20 protein-coding genes and 1 pseudogene are annotated in these 13,910 nt (G+C 67.5%); 7 read left to right on the top strand and 14 right to left on the bottom strand.

Annotated features, from left to right (window positions below):
• Positions 1 to 27 precede the first annotated feature (27 nt).
• Positions 28 to 660, top strand: a complete 633-nt coding sequence (locus tag HTZ84_RS03965; RefSeq protein ID WP_174679489.1) for a TorD/DmsD family molecular chaperone — start codon at positions 28 to 30, stop codon at positions 658 to 660.
• A 41-nt stretch (positions 661 to 701) separates the two neighbouring features.
• Here the strand turns inward: HTZ84_RS03965 and HTZ84_RS03960 are convergent, their stop codons facing one another.
• The 5 genes from HTZ84_RS03960 to HTZ84_RS03940 form a co-directional block, all read right to left on the bottom strand.
• Complete coding sequence (locus tag HTZ84_RS03960; protein WP_309138850.1) at positions 702 to 1,046, bottom strand: hypothetical protein; 345 nt, start codon at positions 1,044 to 1,046, stop codon at positions 702 to 704.
• A 366-nt stretch (positions 1,047 to 1,412) separates the two neighbouring features.
• Complete coding sequence (locus tag HTZ84_RS03955) at positions 1,413 to 1,574, bottom strand: hypothetical protein (RefSeq protein WP_174679488.1); 162 nt, start codon at positions 1,572 to 1,574, stop codon at positions 1,413 to 1,415.
• Positions 1,575 to 1,673: 99 nt separating this feature from the next.
• Complete coding sequence (locus tag HTZ84_RS03950) at positions 1,674 to 2,030, bottom strand: hypothetical protein (RefSeq protein ID WP_174679487.1); 357 nt, start codon at positions 2,028 to 2,030, stop codon at positions 1,674 to 1,676.
• A 1-nt stretch (position 2,031) separates the two neighbouring features.
• Positions 2,032 to 2,289: a hypothetical protein gene (locus tag HTZ84_RS03945; protein WP_174679486.1), complete on the bottom strand. Its 258-nt coding sequence runs from the start codon at positions 2,287 to 2,289 to the stop codon at positions 2,032 to 2,034.
• A 129-nt stretch (positions 2,290 to 2,418) separates the two neighbouring features.
• Entirely contained in the window at positions 2,419 to 3,207 is a 789-nt protein-coding gene (locus HTZ84_RS03940) for a DUF7124 domain-containing protein (protein ID WP_174679485.1), read from the bottom strand.
• A gap of 336 nt (positions 3,208 to 3,543) precedes the next feature.
• On the opposite strand from HTZ84_RS03940, the gene HTZ84_RS03935 reads away from it, so the two are divergent.
• The 4 genes from HTZ84_RS03935 (at position 3,544) to HTZ84_RS03920 (ending at position 7,060) form a co-directional block, all read left to right on the top strand.
• Positions 3,544 to 3,942 carry a hypothetical protein gene (locus HTZ84_RS03935; RefSeq protein ID WP_008894742.1) on the top strand — a complete coding sequence of 133 codons (399 nt, stop codon included), beginning with the start codon at positions 3,544 to 3,546 and terminating at the stop codon, positions 3,940 to 3,942.
• Positions 3,943 to 4,020: 78 nt separating this feature from the next.
• Positions 4,021 to 5,082 carry a zinc-dependent alcohol dehydrogenase family protein gene (locus tag HTZ84_RS03930; protein ID WP_174679484.1) on the top strand — a complete coding sequence of 354 codons (1,062 nt, stop codon included), beginning with the start codon at positions 4,021 to 4,023 and terminating at the stop codon, positions 5,080 to 5,082.
• A 436-nt stretch (positions 5,083 to 5,518) separates the two neighbouring features.
• Positions 5,519 to 6,535, top strand: coding sequence for a Gfo/Idh/MocA family protein (locus HTZ84_RS03925; RefSeq protein ID WP_174679483.1), 1,017 nt, complete (start codon positions 5,519 to 5,521; stop codon positions 6,533 to 6,535).
• A gap of 309 nt (positions 6,536 to 6,844) precedes the next feature.
• Positions 6,845 to 7,060: a hypothetical protein gene (locus HTZ84_RS03920; RefSeq protein WP_008894739.1), complete on the top strand. Its 216-nt coding sequence runs from the start codon at positions 6,845 to 6,847 to the stop codon at positions 7,058 to 7,060.
• A 210-nt stretch (positions 7,061 to 7,270) separates the two neighbouring features.
• Here HTZ84_RS03920 and gvpM read toward each other — a convergent pair.
• From gvpM to HTZ84_RS03875, 9 genes and pseudogenes are all read right to left on the bottom strand, one after another.
• Positions 7,271 to 7,600, bottom strand: a pseudogene (gvpM, locus tag HTZ84_RS22755) (gas vesicle protein GvpM); the annotation flags it as partial.
• Positions 7,597 to 8,547 (bottom strand): gas vesicle protein GvpL, encoded by a 951-nt coding sequence (gvpL, locus tag HTZ84_RS03910; RefSeq protein WP_174679481.1) that lies wholly within the window; start codon positions 8,545 to 8,547, stop codon positions 7,597 to 7,599. The gene gvpL and the pseudogene gvpM, both read right to left, overlap by 4 nt.
• Positions 8,544 to 8,888 (bottom strand): gas vesicle protein K, encoded by a 345-nt coding sequence (locus HTZ84_RS03905; RefSeq protein ID WP_174679480.1) that lies wholly within the window; start codon positions 8,886 to 8,888, stop codon positions 8,544 to 8,546. Before HTZ84_RS03905 ends, gvpL begins: the two co-directional genes overlap by 4 nt.
• Positions 8,885 to 9,478 carry a gas vesicle protein GvpJ gene (gene gvpJ / locus HTZ84_RS23090; protein ID WP_174679479.1) on the bottom strand — a complete coding sequence of 198 codons (594 nt, stop codon included), beginning with the start codon at positions 9,476 to 9,478 and terminating at the stop codon, positions 8,885 to 8,887. Before gvpJ ends, HTZ84_RS03905 begins: the two co-directional genes overlap by 4 nt.
• Positions 9,468 to 9,629, bottom strand: a complete 162-nt coding sequence (locus tag HTZ84_RS03895; RefSeq protein ID WP_174679478.1) for a hypothetical protein — start codon at positions 9,627 to 9,629, stop codon at positions 9,468 to 9,470. The genes gvpJ and HTZ84_RS03895 overlap by 11 nt, the downstream gene beginning before the upstream one ends.
• Positions 9,622 to 10,608, bottom strand: a complete 987-nt coding sequence (locus HTZ84_RS03890; RefSeq protein WP_174679477.1) for a hypothetical protein — start codon at positions 10,606 to 10,608, stop codon at positions 9,622 to 9,624. Before HTZ84_RS03890 ends, HTZ84_RS03895 begins: the two co-directional genes overlap by 8 nt.
• Positions 10,601 to 11,260, bottom strand: coding sequence for an Hsp20/alpha crystallin family protein (locus HTZ84_RS03885; protein ID WP_174679476.1), 660 nt, complete (start codon positions 11,258 to 11,260; stop codon positions 10,601 to 10,603). The genes HTZ84_RS03890 and HTZ84_RS03885 overlap by 8 nt, the downstream gene beginning before the upstream one ends.
• The gene (gvpF, locus tag HTZ84_RS03880; RefSeq protein WP_012943533.1) at positions 11,260 to 11,514 is read right to left on the bottom strand and encodes a gas vesicle protein GvpF; all 255 of its coding nucleotides are present in this window, start codon (positions 11,512 to 11,514) and stop codon (positions 11,260 to 11,262) included. The genes HTZ84_RS03885 and gvpF overlap by 1 nt, the downstream gene beginning before the upstream one ends.
• A gap of 2 nt (positions 11,515 to 11,516) precedes the next feature.
• Complete coding sequence (locus tag HTZ84_RS03875; RefSeq protein ID WP_174679475.1) at positions 11,517 to 12,140, bottom strand: GvpL/GvpF family gas vesicle protein; 624 nt, start codon at positions 12,138 to 12,140, stop codon at positions 11,517 to 11,519.
• A gap of 335 nt (positions 12,141 to 12,475) precedes the next feature.
• Here HTZ84_RS03875 and gvpA point away from each other — a divergent pair, with 335 nt between their 5' ends.
• Both gvpA and gvpN read left to right on the top strand, forming a co-directional pair.
• Entirely contained in the window at positions 12,476 to 12,766 is a 291-nt protein-coding gene (gene gvpA, locus HTZ84_RS03870) for a gas vesicle protein GvpA (RefSeq protein WP_008894730.1), read from the top strand.
• Between the two features lie 6 nt (positions 12,767 to 12,772).
• Positions 12,773 to 13,828, top strand: a complete 1,056-nt coding sequence (gene gvpN / locus HTZ84_RS03865; RefSeq protein WP_174679474.1) for a gas vesicle protein GvpN — start codon at positions 12,773 to 12,775, stop codon at positions 13,826 to 13,828.
• Positions 13,829 to 13,910: the final 82 nt, after the last annotated feature.

The raw sequence follows: 13,910 nt of genomic DNA, 5'->3' as shown, positions 1-13,910 counted from the left end.
ACGGACGATCACGATCCACCGACATTCATGAGCGTAAACCAACAGGCGCTATACGAAGCACGGCTCGAGCTGGTGAACTTCCTGATCGACGCGTTCGCGGACGTGCCCAGCGAGGCGTTCGTCGAGACGATCTGCTCGGAGGACGTCCTGTTGCCCGACGAGGGCGCCGGCGAGAAACTCGACGAGGGGTTCGCGACGCTCGAGTCGTTCATCGAGGCGAACCGCGATCGGGAGGTCGACGCCGTACGAGACGACCTCGAGCGCGAGTTCACCCGGCTGTTCGTCGGCCCGCGGCCGCCGATCCTCCCCCACGAGACCTACTACCGCGAGGACACGGACTTCCGCGGCGCGGGACTGGCGAAAGTCGAGGCCAGCTACGGCGCTGCGGGCTGGTCGCCACCCGAGGAGTACCCCGAGGAGAACGACTACATCGCCGTCGAACTCGCCTTCCTCCGGTATCTGATCCGTCAGCAGCGGGCCGGCTACGAGGAGACCGTCGGCTACCAGCGCGTCTTCCACGAGGAACACCTCTCCGAGTGGATCCCCGCGTTCGCTGCCGACGTTCGCGAGACCGCCGACGAGCGGTTCTACGAGGCCGTCGCCTCGATCCTCGAGGGGTACGTCGCGTTCGAGGAGGAGATCGCGATGAGCATGGCCTGAGCGGAGAAGCGGCGGAAAGACGGCGAGGAGAGCGCGCGGCGTTACCGACGGAGCGCCGACGCGACGCTCTCGAGTTCTTCGGCCTCGAAGGTCGCGCCGTTGATGACGACGAACGCGACCGCCAGCAGCGCGGCGAGGCCGGCACAGCCGAGCGAGAGTCGGCGTCGGCGATTCGGCGCGAGCCCCAGACGGTCGCCGACCGCGTCGGTGGCGAACAGCCCCGACAGGAGGAGGGCGGTCCCGATCGCGGCGATCCAGGCGCCGCCGAGCGGCGACGCCGAAGCGACGAGTAACCCGTAGCCGACGACCAGTATTCCGATGAGAATCGAGAGTGCGGCGACGAGGCCATTCGAGTTACCCGACGTGTGCGGAATATTTGAAGCCACGTTCGTATGAAAGATAGTGGCGATGATAATCGTTGCGCGCCGCGAGTCGCGCTTCCGAGACGGGTCGCGAGCGCTGAGTGTTCGGATCGGCGTACACCAACTATGTGGGTATTACGACTAAGCACAGTTCTCGCGTGGCTACTGCCGTGACTCGCATTCTCAATCCACAGACGAACACCGCGCACAAACCGTGCGACGAGGAAAGCGTACGCGCGACGGCGTGCGGATCGCTTGTTACCGCGACCCACGACCGCACGCGTATCGTCTCCGACGAGACGGTCCGGACGTCGGCCGCGATCGAACGATGCGGGAGCTGTTTCGACGACGTCTCCGGCTACTGACGGGACCGCAGAATCGAACCGCCGATCAGTCGTCTTCGTCCCGGAACCCCTCGAGCACCGCGTCGCTGAACGAGACGTCGCCGTCGACTTCGCCGTCGTTGATGCGGTGTGGCGCCTCGTGGTCCCACACCTCCCTGCCACAGGAGCACTCGAGGGCCGGCTTCGGTTTCCAGTCTGTGTGCGTCATAGCTACGTGTTCACGAGCCACAGGATTATAGCTTTCCCGCGATTCGCGGACAGGTCGGGACTTCGACGGTCGGCTCCCGCGTTCGGGCGGCGTCGCCGATCACCACGGGCGCGGATCGTCCGGGTCCGCGGACTCCGTCTCCTCGCCCTCGAGGAACACCCGCGCGAACAGGTCGACGTGCATCGAGAGCACCTCCGCGGGCTCGAGACCGTAGCGGTCGGCCTGTCGGTCGAGAAACGCCGCGAGATCGTCGGTCGGTCGGTGGTGGATCGCGCCGTCCTCGACGGTGAACTCGACCTCGGTCGCGTCGGCGACGAGGTGTTCGATCTCGAGCAGCGCCTGTTCGGCCTTGGTCTCGAGGGCGTCGTCCGCGTCCATGAGCCGGTTGTCGCCCCAGTCGGTCGCGGCCTCGCGGAACCGGTCGCTGACGGGGACGGTGAGTCGATCGCCCGTCATCTCACTCGGGCGGCCACTCCTCCGGTGCGGGATCGGGTTCGCCGAGCGCGCCGAACGAGGCGATCAACAGGCCGAGGAAGGCGACGATGACGAGCAGGCCCATCAGGCCCCCGAGGCCGTTTTGGCCGACCCAGTTGCCGCCGACGATCGGCCCCATCTGGTCGACGATCCGGGCCCCGATTACGACGGTCCAGCCGATGGCGAACAACAGCCCCGCCGTGACGAGCGGATTGTGTTGGATCGCAGTACGGATACCCATGCGAACAAGCACCACGGCCACGGTAAAAATTCCCTACGCCACCGGTTCTCGAACCGAACTGTCGCCGACGCTGATCCGTGGACCGAAACCGCTTACCCGGCCGCCTCGAGGCGACCGAACGGGACCGCCTCACTCGGCGTCCGCGAGTTTCCAGTCGGCCTTCTCGGCCGCCGTCTCGAGGGGGACGAACTCCCAGTCGGCCGCCTCGGCGATGGGGTCGTCCTCGCCCGCGAGTCCGACGACGACCATCCGATCGGCGTAGAACATCGAGTTACGGTCGATCGCGGCGAGGCGTTCGCCGGGGCCGGTCCCGGTGCCGTTGAAGAAGTCGACGTCGATCCCGCGGTCGCGCTGGAACTTCTGGATCACGTGAGCGGGAACGTCGCCGACGATGCCGACCCAGTCGCTCCAGCCGGCGGCGTCCGCGACGACCGCCGCCGGGTGCTCGAGTCGGCGGAGCGCGCCGTAGGTGATCGCCGTCGTCATCTCGTCGGCGCCGCCGCCGTGGGGGCCCGACGCCGGCTCGGCGGCGTCCGCCGCGTTCGACGTCTCCGACGGCGCCGCACCCATCGGTCGCATCGACTCGGTTCCCCGGTCGCTCGCTCCCGCCGTCGTCCCCGTCGATCCGCTCGATCCGGAGCCCTCGGTCGGAATCCCGACGGGCGTGCTCTCGTCCGTCTTGGGGACGTGCGGAGCCGGCGCGCGGTCCGGGCCGTCCGTCTCCGCGCCGTCGTCTCCCGTCTCGGTCGCCGGATCTGCGTCTGCCGTCCCTTCCGTCGTTCCCGCCGCTGGCGAATCGGGTTCGTCCGCCGGCTCCGTCGCCCCGTCGTCGCGCCACAGCCAGTCGCCCCGGTTCCCCGTCTCCTCCGCTTCCTCGGTATCGGTCTCGAGGTCGTCGAGATCGATCCGGTCAGTCACCGTCGCTCACCTCCGTGGGCGGCTCCGATTCGCCCTCGGACACCGGACCGTCCGCCGTCGGAACCGGAGTCGCGCGGTCGACCCGAAGGACGCGCGCCGGATGCTCCCGTACCATCGTCACAACGTACGCGCGGACGGACTTCAATACCGTCCCCAAAACGAGGAATATACTGGATCAATGTCGTTTTAGACGCTCTCGCTCGTCTCGAGCGGTCAGTCGCGAGGACCGGTACCGATCGATTACGGTTCGGGACGTCTCACCGACTTATCAAATCGCGCGTGACTGACGCCGTCGCCTGCGAAACCCCCTTGCGGGATGATATCGAACGACAGCGTATGCGCATGGAACTCCGCGTCTGCAAACACTGCTACGAGGGGACCCACGGCAACGAGGGAAAGACCGCGATCACGCGCGATATGGTCGCCTGCGCCGAGCGCGTCCGCGAGTACAAGGACCTGATCGGACTCGACTCGCTGTACATCGCGAAGGTCGAGGAGGGCGACGTCGGCGGCGCGGAGGCCCTGCCGGCCATCGTCGCCCACATCGAGAACGATCAGGTAACGCTGGCGGACACGCAACTGGTGATGGAAGACGGAGACGGGAACCTGCTGGTCTACCCCGAACCGGAGGACGTCCTCGAGGTGCTGACGCGGAACATCGATCAGATCAGCGACCAGACGCGACAGGACGTCACCGTCGAACTCTCCGCGGAGAGCGCGGAACTGCTCGCCTGAGCCCGAATAAACCGATTACACGTTTCCGTTCCGGGTATTTCTCATAAACTTTTGTGGCGTCCGGCGGAACTAGGTGGCATGCGAGCAGCCGTCATCGAGGAACACGGGGAACCGCTGGCGATCGAGGACGTGTCGTATCCGGAACCGCAGCCGGATCAGGTGGTCGTCGAGACGGAGGCCTGCGGCGTCTGTCGCAGCGACTGGCACGCCTGGCAGGGCGACTGGAGCTGGATCGGCGCGGGGGTCCCGGAGGGGCAGATCCTCGGCCACGAACCGGCCGGCGTCGTCTCCGAGGTCGGGTCCGACGTCGAGACCCTCGAGGTCGGCGACCGGGTCGCCGTCCCCTTCCACCTCGGCGACGGGAGCTGTCCGCACTGCCGCGAGGGGCGGGCGAACAACTGCGAGACGGTGATTCCGCTCGGACTGTCGGAGTACTCCCAGGGCGCGTTCGCGGAGGCGTTCCCGGTTCGGGAAGCCGACTTCAACTGCGTCGAGCTGCCAGAAACCGTCGCGTACGACGAGATGGCGGGTCTCGGCTGCCGCTTTATGACCGCCTACCACGCGCTGGCCGACCGCGCCGACCTCCGCCCCGGCGACTGGGTGGCCGTCCACGGCTGCGGCGGCGTCGGCCTCTCCGCGATCCACATCGCGAACGCGCTGGGCGCCCATCCGATCGCGATCGACCTCGTCGACGACAAACTCGAGCGCGCCGCGGAGCTCGGCGCTCGCGAGACGATCGACGTGACCGAGGTCGACAGCGCGGCCCGAGAGGTTCAGGCGATCACCGACGGCGGCGCAGACGTCTCCATCGACGCGCTGGGCGTCGCCGAGACCTGTACGAACTCGGTCAACAGCCTCGGCACGCGGGGCAGCCACGTGCAGGTCGGCCTGACGACCGGCGAGGAGGAAGGACAGATCGAACTGCCCGTCGACGTCATGACGATGCAGGAGATCGACTTCCACGGCTCCTTCGGCATGCCGCTGGTCCGCTACGAGGAACTGTTCAAGCTGATCGCACAGGGGACCCTCGAGCCGAGCAAGATCATCGGCGAGCGGCTCTCGCTCGACGACCTGCCGGAGACGCTGGCCTCGATGGACGACTACGAGACGGTCGGCATTCCGGTCGTCACCGAGTTCTGAACGGTTCGGAGAAGGCGGCCGCTCTATCGGTACGGGAGCCGTTACCGGTCGCGGTATCGGTTTCGGAAACCCGGGCGGGGGCGGGAACCCGCCCTGGCGTGAGAGACATGAGCTCACTCGAAGCGGGGGCGAGTCCACTTCCGAGCGATCCGGGCACGAACGCACGCAATCGACTGGTCAGCGCGTCGTCTCGGTTGAGCGCGTACCCGGCGGGGTTGTCTTCCCCGCAACCGGTGCAATGCCAGTGTCACCCATTGTTATGCAGGCGCTTGGCCGCCAGTAGTCTCCCCAAACAGTTGACAGTCGGCGGCTAACCCGGCTGTTTCGAACCCCAACGCCGCCGAAATCGCCGCCCGGAGGTCGAAGTCGTCCGAACCCGGTTCACGGAGCCCACGACGGGCGAAGATAATTGAGCCCGTTTCCCGTCTAGCGGTCCATGCACGAGGACAGCTTCGAGGAGCCGCTTCGGCTCGGAATCGTCGGGCTCGGATACATCGGAACGACCGTCGGCGGGCAGTTTCACCGACACGGTGATGTGACCGTACAGGCGCTCTGTGACCTCGATACGGAGCGGCTCGCGGAGATCGGCGACTCGTTCGACGTTCCCGACGCCGAGCGGTACGCCGACTACCCGACGATGCTCGAGGACGCCGCGCTGGACGCCGTCCTCGTCGGCACGCCCCACACGCTCCACTACGAGCAGGTCGTCGCGGCCCTCGAGGCCGGCTGTCACGTCTACTGCGACAAACCGCTGACCACGGACCTCGAGCGCGCACGCGACCTCGCGGAGCGGGCCGAACGGTCCGCGGAGACGCTGATGGTCGGCTACCAGCGCCACCTCCAGACCGCGTTCCGGACCGCCAGAGAGCGCTTCGAGGGCGCGCCGCCGAACTGGCTGACCGCGTCGATCACCCAGGACTGGATCGAGGATTCGCGGGGGACCTGGCGGCTCGACCCCGACCTCTCGGGGGGCGGCTTCCTCTACGACACCGGGAGCCACGTCCTCGACGGCGTCCTCTGGACGACCGGCCTCGAACCCGAGTCCGTCGCGGCGAGCATGGACTTCCACGACGACGACGAGCGGGTCGACAGTCGGGCACACCTCGACGTCCGGTTCGCCGGCGGCGCCACGGGGACCTTCTCCTTTCACGGCGACGCCCCCTCGGTTCGGGAACACATCCACTGCTGGGACGACGACGGCGCCGTCTACCTCGAGGGGCGCCAGTGGGGCTCTCGAACCGTCACCGAAATCGACGGCGACGCGGGCGAGTACGAGCCCTACATCGACGCCCGGACCGAGCAGACCCGCGCCGAGGCCTTCCTCGAGAGCGTCCGGACCGGCGACGAGCCGCCGGCGACGGCACGGGACGCCCTCCGGGTGACCGCGCTGACGGAAGCGGCCTACGAGGCGGCCCGAACCGGGGAGCGGATCGACGTGCCGACCGCGGAGTGAGTCGCGACTCGAGCGAAACGCCGGACCAACGGTTGCCGTGGCTGGAAGTGACGACATACCGCCGTGGAACGATCGATGGAACGCAGTTTTTCGGTCGCTAATATCGTTATACCGGGTCGCTGAAACCCGGCGCAGTCGGTCGGTTATGCAGTTATTACGGGCGGGAACGGCTCGGTTCTCGGATCGGCTGTCGAACCGCTCCGGCCGACGCCAGGTCGGCTGTCAAATCGTCGGTAAGAAGCGCATAGATCGGTTCCACTTTCGGTTACAAGCCGGATAACTACAACCGGTCGTGGCCTTCGATCGGATATGATCACCTGCAGTAACTGCGAGACCGCCCAATTCCTGCAGATAACGCAGAGCCGCGTCTACTTCGAGGACGGGGAGATGATCAACGAGATCTCCGAGACGTACGAGTGTACGCTCTGCGGGGCCACCGGTCAGTACATCTACGACGAAGACCACGACACGGAGGACGTCACCGGCGACGTCGAACTCACCACGGAACGACCGAAGCACGCCTGAGCGACGGCGACCGGCCGTCGATCCCGTTCGGTTCGGCCCACTGGTACGGTTGCGCTTCCCGAAACGGACGCTCGAGGCGTCTCACTCGTCGTCCGCTCGGGACCGCTCGGTAGCATCGTCGTCCGATCGCTCGTCCTCCGTTCGGGACTGCTCTCCGTCGTCGCCGCGAGACCGTTCCTCGGCGCGGTCTCGAGGGGCTTCGTCGTCTCGATCTCGGTCGCGATCGCGCTCGCCCTCCGGCGTCGATCCGACCGTGAGCCGCTCGAGTTCGTCGGGCGCTCGTTTCCGCTTCCGTTTTCGCTTTCGCTTTTTCTTGTGTTGCCGACGGGTGATCGCCGTCTGCCGGCGTTCGACGTCCCATTCCTCGAAGAACCCGTACTCGGTCATCGTCTCCATGCCGGCGATGGCGGCCGTGAGCTTGAGGCCGACCAGCGGGATCCCCGCGACCGAGACGATGACGTCCGCTCGGAGGACGGCGCCGTCCCTGAGCACCACGTCGAGCACGTCGACGAGCGTCTCTTCGTCCTTTCGCGGTCTCATGCGTGTGGCTGGGTATCGGTCGATTCGTCGCCGCCCAGTTCCGGCGCGAACGTGTACGGCGGCCACGGCCCCGTAAACCGGACCTCGAAGCCGTCGTGGTCCGCCACGTCGTCGAGGATCGAGCCGATCGCCGACTCCTCGTCCTCGTGGGCGAGCAGCGTCAGTCGACAGAGCGTTTCGCCGTCGCGTTGCTCGGCTTCGTCGGCGACGTCGTCCGAGAGCGACGCCGTCGGCGACCGCTCGAGGCTGTGGACCTCCCGCGCGGCGTCCGCGAGTCGGTCCCGTAAATCGGCCGTGATCGACTCGCGGCGGGCCGCCCGCAGCTCGGTCAGGCGCTGCTCGAGTTTCTTCTCGAGCAGGAACGACGTTCCCGAGCCGGAGTCGTCGATCCGGTCGGCGAGTTCCTGCAGGCGCTCGTCCCGTTCGATCAGCGCCTCGTCGTCGACGGGGTCGATCTCGACGACCTCGACGCGGTACTCCCAGTGGCCGGCCAGTCCCGAGAGCGCGCGGTCGAGCGTGTCCGACTCCTCGCGGAGCCACTCGCGGACGGCCTCGTCGCCGCCCCGGAGGATCGTGTCGAACTGGAACGGCACGGGCGTGCCGAACTCCTGGGCGGCCTCGTCGACGACCGTCTGGTGGCGGACGAGCCAGCGCCGAACCTGCGCGAGGTCGGCCGAGTCGTAGATCCCGTCCGTCTCGTGGACGACCGCGCCGATGCCGTCGGCGACCACGATCGAGACGGGTTCGCCGTCGACGCCGGTCGTCTCGAGCGTCGCGCCCTCGTCGGCCCGGACGATACAGTAGAGGTACCGCCCGTCGTCGATCTCGGGAACCGCGTCGTCGACGGCGTCCTGAAGGTCGTCGAAATCGTCGACGCCATCGAGCTCGTCGATGCGCTCGGCGTCTGCGATGTCCTCGAGCCGGTCGTTAGATCGCCCGGAGCTCATTCGTCCTCACCTCCGAGCACGGAGTAGCCGGGCTCGCTGGTGGCCCGCGGCTCGCCGTGTAGCTGTTCGATCGCGTCGTTGACCAGCCCGTTTAAGTCGCCGCGCAGGTCGTCGACGCCGTCCTCGATCCCCTCGTCTTCCTTGAGCTGCTCGATCTCCGCCTCGATCGTCGCGAGCTGCTCGCCGAGCCGTTCGATCTCCTCGTCGGCGAGATCTCCCGACTCCATGCGACGAACCGCCTCGCGCTCTAAGGCGTCCATCAGGATCTCCACGACGGTGACGACGAGCGTGACCAGCCCCTGGCGCGCGTCCTCGCCGTCGCCGACGTCGATCTGCGTCATGATTCGTCCTCCGCGTTCGTCGCTTCCGCTTCTACTTCCTCGCCGCCGCCGTTCTCGGTTGAATCGGCGTCCTCGTCGCCGTCGGATTCCGTTTCGTTCTCGCCGTCACCGTCGGAATCGTCGCTGAGCAGATCGAACCCGCCGCGGGTCGGCCGGGCCGGATCCGGCCGCGCGCCGAGGTGGGAGACCCCGCGGTCGGGCATCTCGTAGCTCTCCGCGCTCTCGTCGTCGCTCGAGTCGCCGCGCTCGCTCTCGGTCTCCGTTTCCTCGTCTTCGTATCGCTCGTCCGGCGTGACGTTGACGCCGCTCGTGGGATCGATCACCGGGTTCGGCCGCTCCGTCTCGGCGATTTCGGGGTCGTCGACCGCCGCCGCGACGCGGCGCATGTCGGTGCCTTCGGGGAACTCGAGGCCGTACTTGGCCGCGGTCTCGAAGGAGGCGATGGCGGCCCGGAGCTGGACGCCGAGCAGTTGCGTGTCACCGATCGAGACGGCGATGTCGGCGTTGATGACGATCCCCTTGTCGAGCAGCATCTCGACGACCTCCGCGAGGTCGGCCTTCTGCCGGCTCGGCTGGAAGTCATCGACCACGGCTCTCACCTCCGTCTGGTGGCCTCGAATCGGTCGCGTCCGCGGCCGTCGGCCCGGTCGGGTCCGTCGGCGGCGAGACGGTCGCCAGCCCGACGGCCGTCAGTACTTCGAGTCGCCGTCGAATCGCCTTCGGTAGCATAGTATCACTCATTGGTGGCTCGCTGCTGTTGGGTCTCCGAGTCGTCGTTCTCGCGCCGTTGCTGGTCCGCTTGTCCGTCGTTCTTCCGTCGTCGCTGTTTCTCCCGTTCGATCTCGAACCGACGGCCGTAGATGCGCTTCCGGGTGGGCGCCGTCGAGAGCTTGACGTCCTGTGGCACCGTCGAGTAGCGGGCACCGCCGCCGAGGTCGCGGCGCTCGGTCGGAATCGTCGCCGCCGCGGTCGGGTTCCGGGAGTTCGTGCTGGTGTCCTTGCGGCGCATCTTCTCCCGGTTGAGCTCGTAGAGCTTCTCGAACTGCTCGTGGGTCTCGAGCAGCGCCGACCGGAAGGCGTCGATTCCCCGCAGCGCCTGCTGTTGGATCGCGACCTGGTAGGCCTCCGGATCCGACGCGACGTCGATGTCGCCCAGCGCCTGCTTCGCGTCGCCGGCGTCCATCTCGATCAGGTCTTCGTCGTCGTCGCCGATCAGGCCGCCCTCGCCGTCGTCACCGCCGGCGACGTCCGAGATGGCGTCTTCGACCAGTCCGGCGTCCTCGCCGTCTTCGAGTTCGTCGACGGCGTCCTCGAGTTCGCGCTTCTCCCGCCAGAGGTCGGTGAGATCCGTGGCGTCCCAGGCGTTCAGCAGGTTGATCGCCCGGAACAGCTGCGTGACGTTCACGAGGTCGGTCGCGCCCCGGTCCTCGTCGGCGAGCACTTCGGGAATGTCCCCGACCTCGATCGCTGCGAGGAGGTCGTCGCCGTCGACGGCCTCGGGAAGCTCGCTGAAATCGATCGCCTCGAGCAGGTCTTCGGTTTCGCGGACGACTTTGACGAGCGTCTCGACGTCGCCGAGGATCGTCTCGAGCGTCCCGTCGTCGAGTTCGTCGATGTTCTCGACGCCGCCGAGACACTCGTCGAGATTCGCGAGGCAGTCCTCCGCCTCGTCGAGGAGGGCGTCGAAGGTCTCGCCGTCGTCGGCCGCGTCGTCACCCATCGTCGTCCTCCGTCTCGGACTCCGCGTCCGTCGCCGACTCGGTCGTCTCGGTCTCGGTTTCGATCTCCGTCGACGGTCTCTCGTCCGACTCGGGGATCGAGTCCGGTTCGACCCGCACGGAGAGCACGCCGTTTTTGATCGTCGCCTCGGCCGTTCGCTCGCGCCACGGGACGTCGATCCGATCGAGTTCGCGGCCGTCGACGCCGACGACGAGGGTCGCGCCGTCGAAGCCGACGGTGACGTCGTCCGGATCCGCGCCGGCCACGTCGGCGGTGACGAGCAGTTCGTCTTCGCCCTCCCGCGTCGTCAGGTGGTGGTCGCTCGAGGGCGCGGGCGATCCGCTCGAGGAGTCGGGACGGTAGCGGCGCGTCCGCGGTCGATTCCAGTCGGACTCCTCGCTGCGCTCGAACCGATCGCGGTCGTCCCCGCCGGCGGCGAACGGGCTCCGATCGACCTCCCGCCGATCGTCGAGGGCGTCGCCGGTCCGGATCGAGACGTCGTAGTCGATCGTCGTCCGGTCGCCGCGGCGCCGGCCGGAGCGGGAGGCCTCGTCCAGCCACTCGAGGGCCGACAGCAGGCTGGTGAGCCAGTGGCCCTGGTCGTCGCTCGATTCGTCGCGTCGGTCCTCGGGTGTGTGGTCGTCCGGTGACATCAGCGTTTCACCTCTACGCGACCGCTCGCGAGTCGCTCGTGGACGTCGCGGGCGATTTCGATCTCCTCCTCGAGTTCGTCCTTGCGGCGTCGGTACTCCTCCTCGGATCGTTCGCCGAGTTCGTACAGCAGCTGGTTCTCCTTGAGTTCGGCCTCGAGCGCCTCGATGTCGTACATCTCGCTCAGCGCCATCGTGTGCAGCGTGTCCACGATGCCGACGAACGGTCGGATCAGGAGGTCGTCGAGGATGAACATGGTTACTGTTGGGCGCCGATCTTGACGTCGACGAAACTGTACGGTGCGAACGGCCCCGTGTAGCGGAACATGAGGTCGTCGTACTCGTCCTCGAGGTCGGCCACGGCCTCGTCGAACCGTTCGCGTTCGTCGCGGTCGACGAGGTAGGAGCGGTTGAGCACGAGTCGGTCGCTGAACAGGTCGTTGGGAACCGACTGCGCGGCGATTGACTCGAGTTCGTCCGCGACGGCCGCTTCGAGCGCGTCGGTATCGACGTCGGTGTCCTCCTCGCGGACGATCTTGAGGCCGAGTTCTTCCCGGCCCTCGATGTCGTTGATCGCGCGCCGGAACGCCGGCCTGGCGCCGCGGAGGACGTTCTTCAGCGCCCGGTCGTTCTCGAAGGCCATGCCGAACTGCATCGGGACGATCGTTCGCCCCCCGTCGCGTTCCATGATCTCCCGGAGGACGTCGTCGTGTCGCTGGGCGTCCTCGTCGGTCTCTTCGGGATCGGTCGTGTCGATGTCGGAGACGACGGCGTTGAGCCGCCGGTGGGAGACCGTGTAGACGCGGTCGGCGCCGCCGACGGCGTCGGTCTCGAACTCGACGGGGTCGTCGTTCATCACGCCGTATACGTACCGGTGGGTCATCGGTCGATCACCTCGGCGTCGAACGGCGGCGCTGCTCGTGCCCGCGAGCGCGGGCGCGATTCGTCAACGGCCTCGAGACGGAGCGATCGGGATATCATGGGAACGGGGTCGACTACCCGAGCGGGCACCGCCGAACGCCGGTTCGACGGTACTCACCTGCGGGTACTCGAGGAACTCGTCATGCGAGATTCACCGCCGCGAAGGGTCACCGTGGTGCTTGCAATGGCAGCCCGCGGCGGCGGGCCGAACCGGTTCGGAACGGCCGCGGTCCGGCACCGGCGGCTTGCAGACGCAGTCCCAGCCGTGTTACGAACCGGGGGTGTACCTGCGTCCGTATGGCAGCATCATCAGGTCGGAGACCCGACTCCTCGAGTCTCGCAGAGGTACTGGACCGCATCCTCGACAAGGGCGTCGTCATCGACGTCTGGGCACGGATCTCGGTTGTCGGGATCGAACTGCTGACGATCGAGGCCCGCGTCGTCGTCGCGAGCGTCGACACCTTCCTGCACTACGCGGAGGAGATCGCGAAAATTGAGCAAGCGACGGCGGAGGGCGACCTCGAGGAGCTGGAGGAACTCGAGGTCGAACCGCGTCCGGAATCGTCACCCGAATCCGCCACTCAATAACACTCCATGGCCGACGATTCGTCGCGCAAGCGCAAGGTCAGAGGTCGAAAGATCAGGAGCGACCGCTCCCGGAAGGAGAGTCGGCACGCGAAGAAGAAACTCGCCCGGAAGTCGTCGAACGGGACGTCGTCAGCGAGCGCCCGGAGCGGGGACGGCCCACTCTCGGCGCCCGAAGCCGTCGCTCCCGACCCGTTCGTCGAGACCGACGCCGTCGCCTCGCTGCGAAGCCGGATCACCGGCTGGCTCGAGGCCGAGAAGCCGGTCCACCTGATCGGCCCGACGGGCTGCGGGAAAACGGCGCTTGCGCTGTCGGCCGCCGCCGAACGCGGTCGGCCGGTCGTCTGGATCAACGGCGACGAGTCCGTCGACACCGCCGCGCTCGTCGGCGCGAACGCCGGCGGCGAACGGTACAAGGAGACCGACCAGTTCGTCGGCGGCGTCAGCAAGAAGACCGAAGTCGTCCGGGAGCGCTGGGTCGACAACCCGCTCTCGGTGGCCGTCCGGGAGGGCGCGACGCTCGTCTACAACGAGTTCTCGCGCAGCGACCCCTCGGCGCACAACGTCTTGCTCTCGGTGTTCGAGGAGGGGGTCCTCGAGCGACCGGGCAAGCGCGGCGAGGACCGGACGATCGACGTCCACCCCGAGTTCCGGGCGATCTTCACCTCGAACGACGTCGAGTACGCCGGCGTCCACCGCCAGCAGGACGCGCTGCTCGACCGCTTCGTCGGCGTCCACATCGACTACTACGACGAGGAGACCGAGCGCGAGATCGTCAAGTCCCACGTCGACCTCTCCGATGAGGACGTCGCGGCGATCGTCGCGAAGACGCGGGCGCTGCGCGACGAACTCGACCTCGTCGTCGGCACGCGGGCGGCGATCACCGCCGCGAAGGGGCTCGCCGTCTTCGACGGCCAACGAAACGGTGACGGCGACGGTGACCCCGGCGAGTTCGACGACGAGTTACTGACCGACGTCTTCATGGACGTCCTCGCGCCGAAGATCGCCGGCGAGGGTCCCGAGGACGTCTCGCAGCTCCGGACGCAGATCGCCGAGTCGGTCTGACTCGGCGCCGGCCGCTGCGGAAGAGGACGAGATCCGGACCCGTACCCAGACACGGACGAATACACGCGACAGGTTCAGCACA

Origin of the sequence: Haloterrigena gelatinilytica, from assembly GCF_013342145.1 — an archaeon.
GTDB classification, from domain to species: Archaea; Halobacteriota; Halobacteria; order Halobacteriales; family Natrialbaceae; genus Haloterrigena; species Haloterrigena gelatinilytica.
Note: the sequence above shows the minus strand (reverse complement) of the source record. Positions and strands in the feature narration are given on the sequence as shown.

Excerpts from the sequence above, each read along its gene's own strand:
- HTZ84_RS03965 (WP_174679489.1), top strand. The coding sequence starts at position 28 with ATGAGCGTAAACCAACAGGCGCTATACGAAGCACGGCTCGAGCTGGTG.
- HTZ84_RS03955 (WP_174679488.1), bottom strand. The coding sequence starts at position 1,574 with ATGACGCACACAGACTGGAAACCGAAGCCGGCCCTCGAGTGCTCCTGT.
- HTZ84_RS03950 (WP_174679487.1), bottom strand. The coding sequence starts at position 2,030 with ATGACGGGCGATCGACTCACCGTCCCCGTCAGCGACCGGTTCCGCGAG.
- HTZ84_RS03945 (WP_174679486.1), bottom strand. The coding sequence starts at position 2,289 with ATGGGTATCCGTACTGCGATCCAACACAATCCGCTCGTCACGGCGGGG.
- HTZ84_RS03935 (WP_008894742.1), top strand. The coding sequence starts at position 3,544 with ATGCGCATGGAACTCCGCGTCTGCAAACACTGCTACGAGGGGACCCAC.
- HTZ84_RS03930 (WP_174679484.1), top strand. The coding sequence starts at position 4,021 with ATGCGAGCAGCCGTCATCGAGGAACACGGGGAACCGCTGGCGATCGAG.
- HTZ84_RS03925 (WP_174679483.1), top strand. The coding sequence starts at position 5,519 with ATGCACGAGGACAGCTTCGAGGAGCCGCTTCGGCTCGGAATCGTCGGG.
- HTZ84_RS03920 (WP_008894739.1), top strand. The coding sequence starts at position 6,845 with ATGATCACCTGCAGTAACTGCGAGACCGCCCAATTCCTGCAGATAACG.
- gvpL (WP_174679481.1), bottom strand. The coding sequence starts at position 8,547 with ATGAGCTCCGGGCGATCTAACGACCGGCTCGAGGACATCGCAGACGCC.
- HTZ84_RS03905 (WP_174679480.1), bottom strand. The coding sequence starts at position 8,888 with ATGACGCAGATCGACGTCGGCGACGGCGAGGACGCGCGCCAGGGGCTG.
- HTZ84_RS03895 (WP_174679478.1), bottom strand. The coding sequence starts at position 9,629 with ATGAGTGATACTATGCTACCGAAGGCGATTCGACGGCGACTCGAAGTA.
- HTZ84_RS03890 (WP_174679477.1), bottom strand. The coding sequence starts at position 10,608 with ATGGGTGACGACGCGGCCGACGACGGCGAGACCTTCGACGCCCTCCTC.
- HTZ84_RS03885 (WP_174679476.1), bottom strand. The coding sequence starts at position 11,260 with ATGTCACCGGACGACCACACACCCGAGGACCGACGCGACGAATCGAGC.
- gvpF (WP_012943533.1), bottom strand. The coding sequence starts at position 11,514 with ATGTTCATCCTCGACGACCTCCTGATCCGACCGTTCGTCGGCATCGTG.
- HTZ84_RS03875 (WP_174679475.1), bottom strand. The coding sequence starts at position 12,140 with ATGACCCACCGGTACGTATACGGCGTGATGAACGACGACCCCGTCGAG.
- gvpA (WP_008894730.1), top strand. The coding sequence starts at position 12,476 with ATGGCAGCATCATCAGGTCGGAGACCCGACTCCTCGAGTCTCGCAGAG.
- gvpN (WP_174679474.1), top strand. The coding sequence starts at position 12,773 with ATGGCCGACGATTCGTCGCGCAAGCGCAAGGTCAGAGGTCGAAAGATC.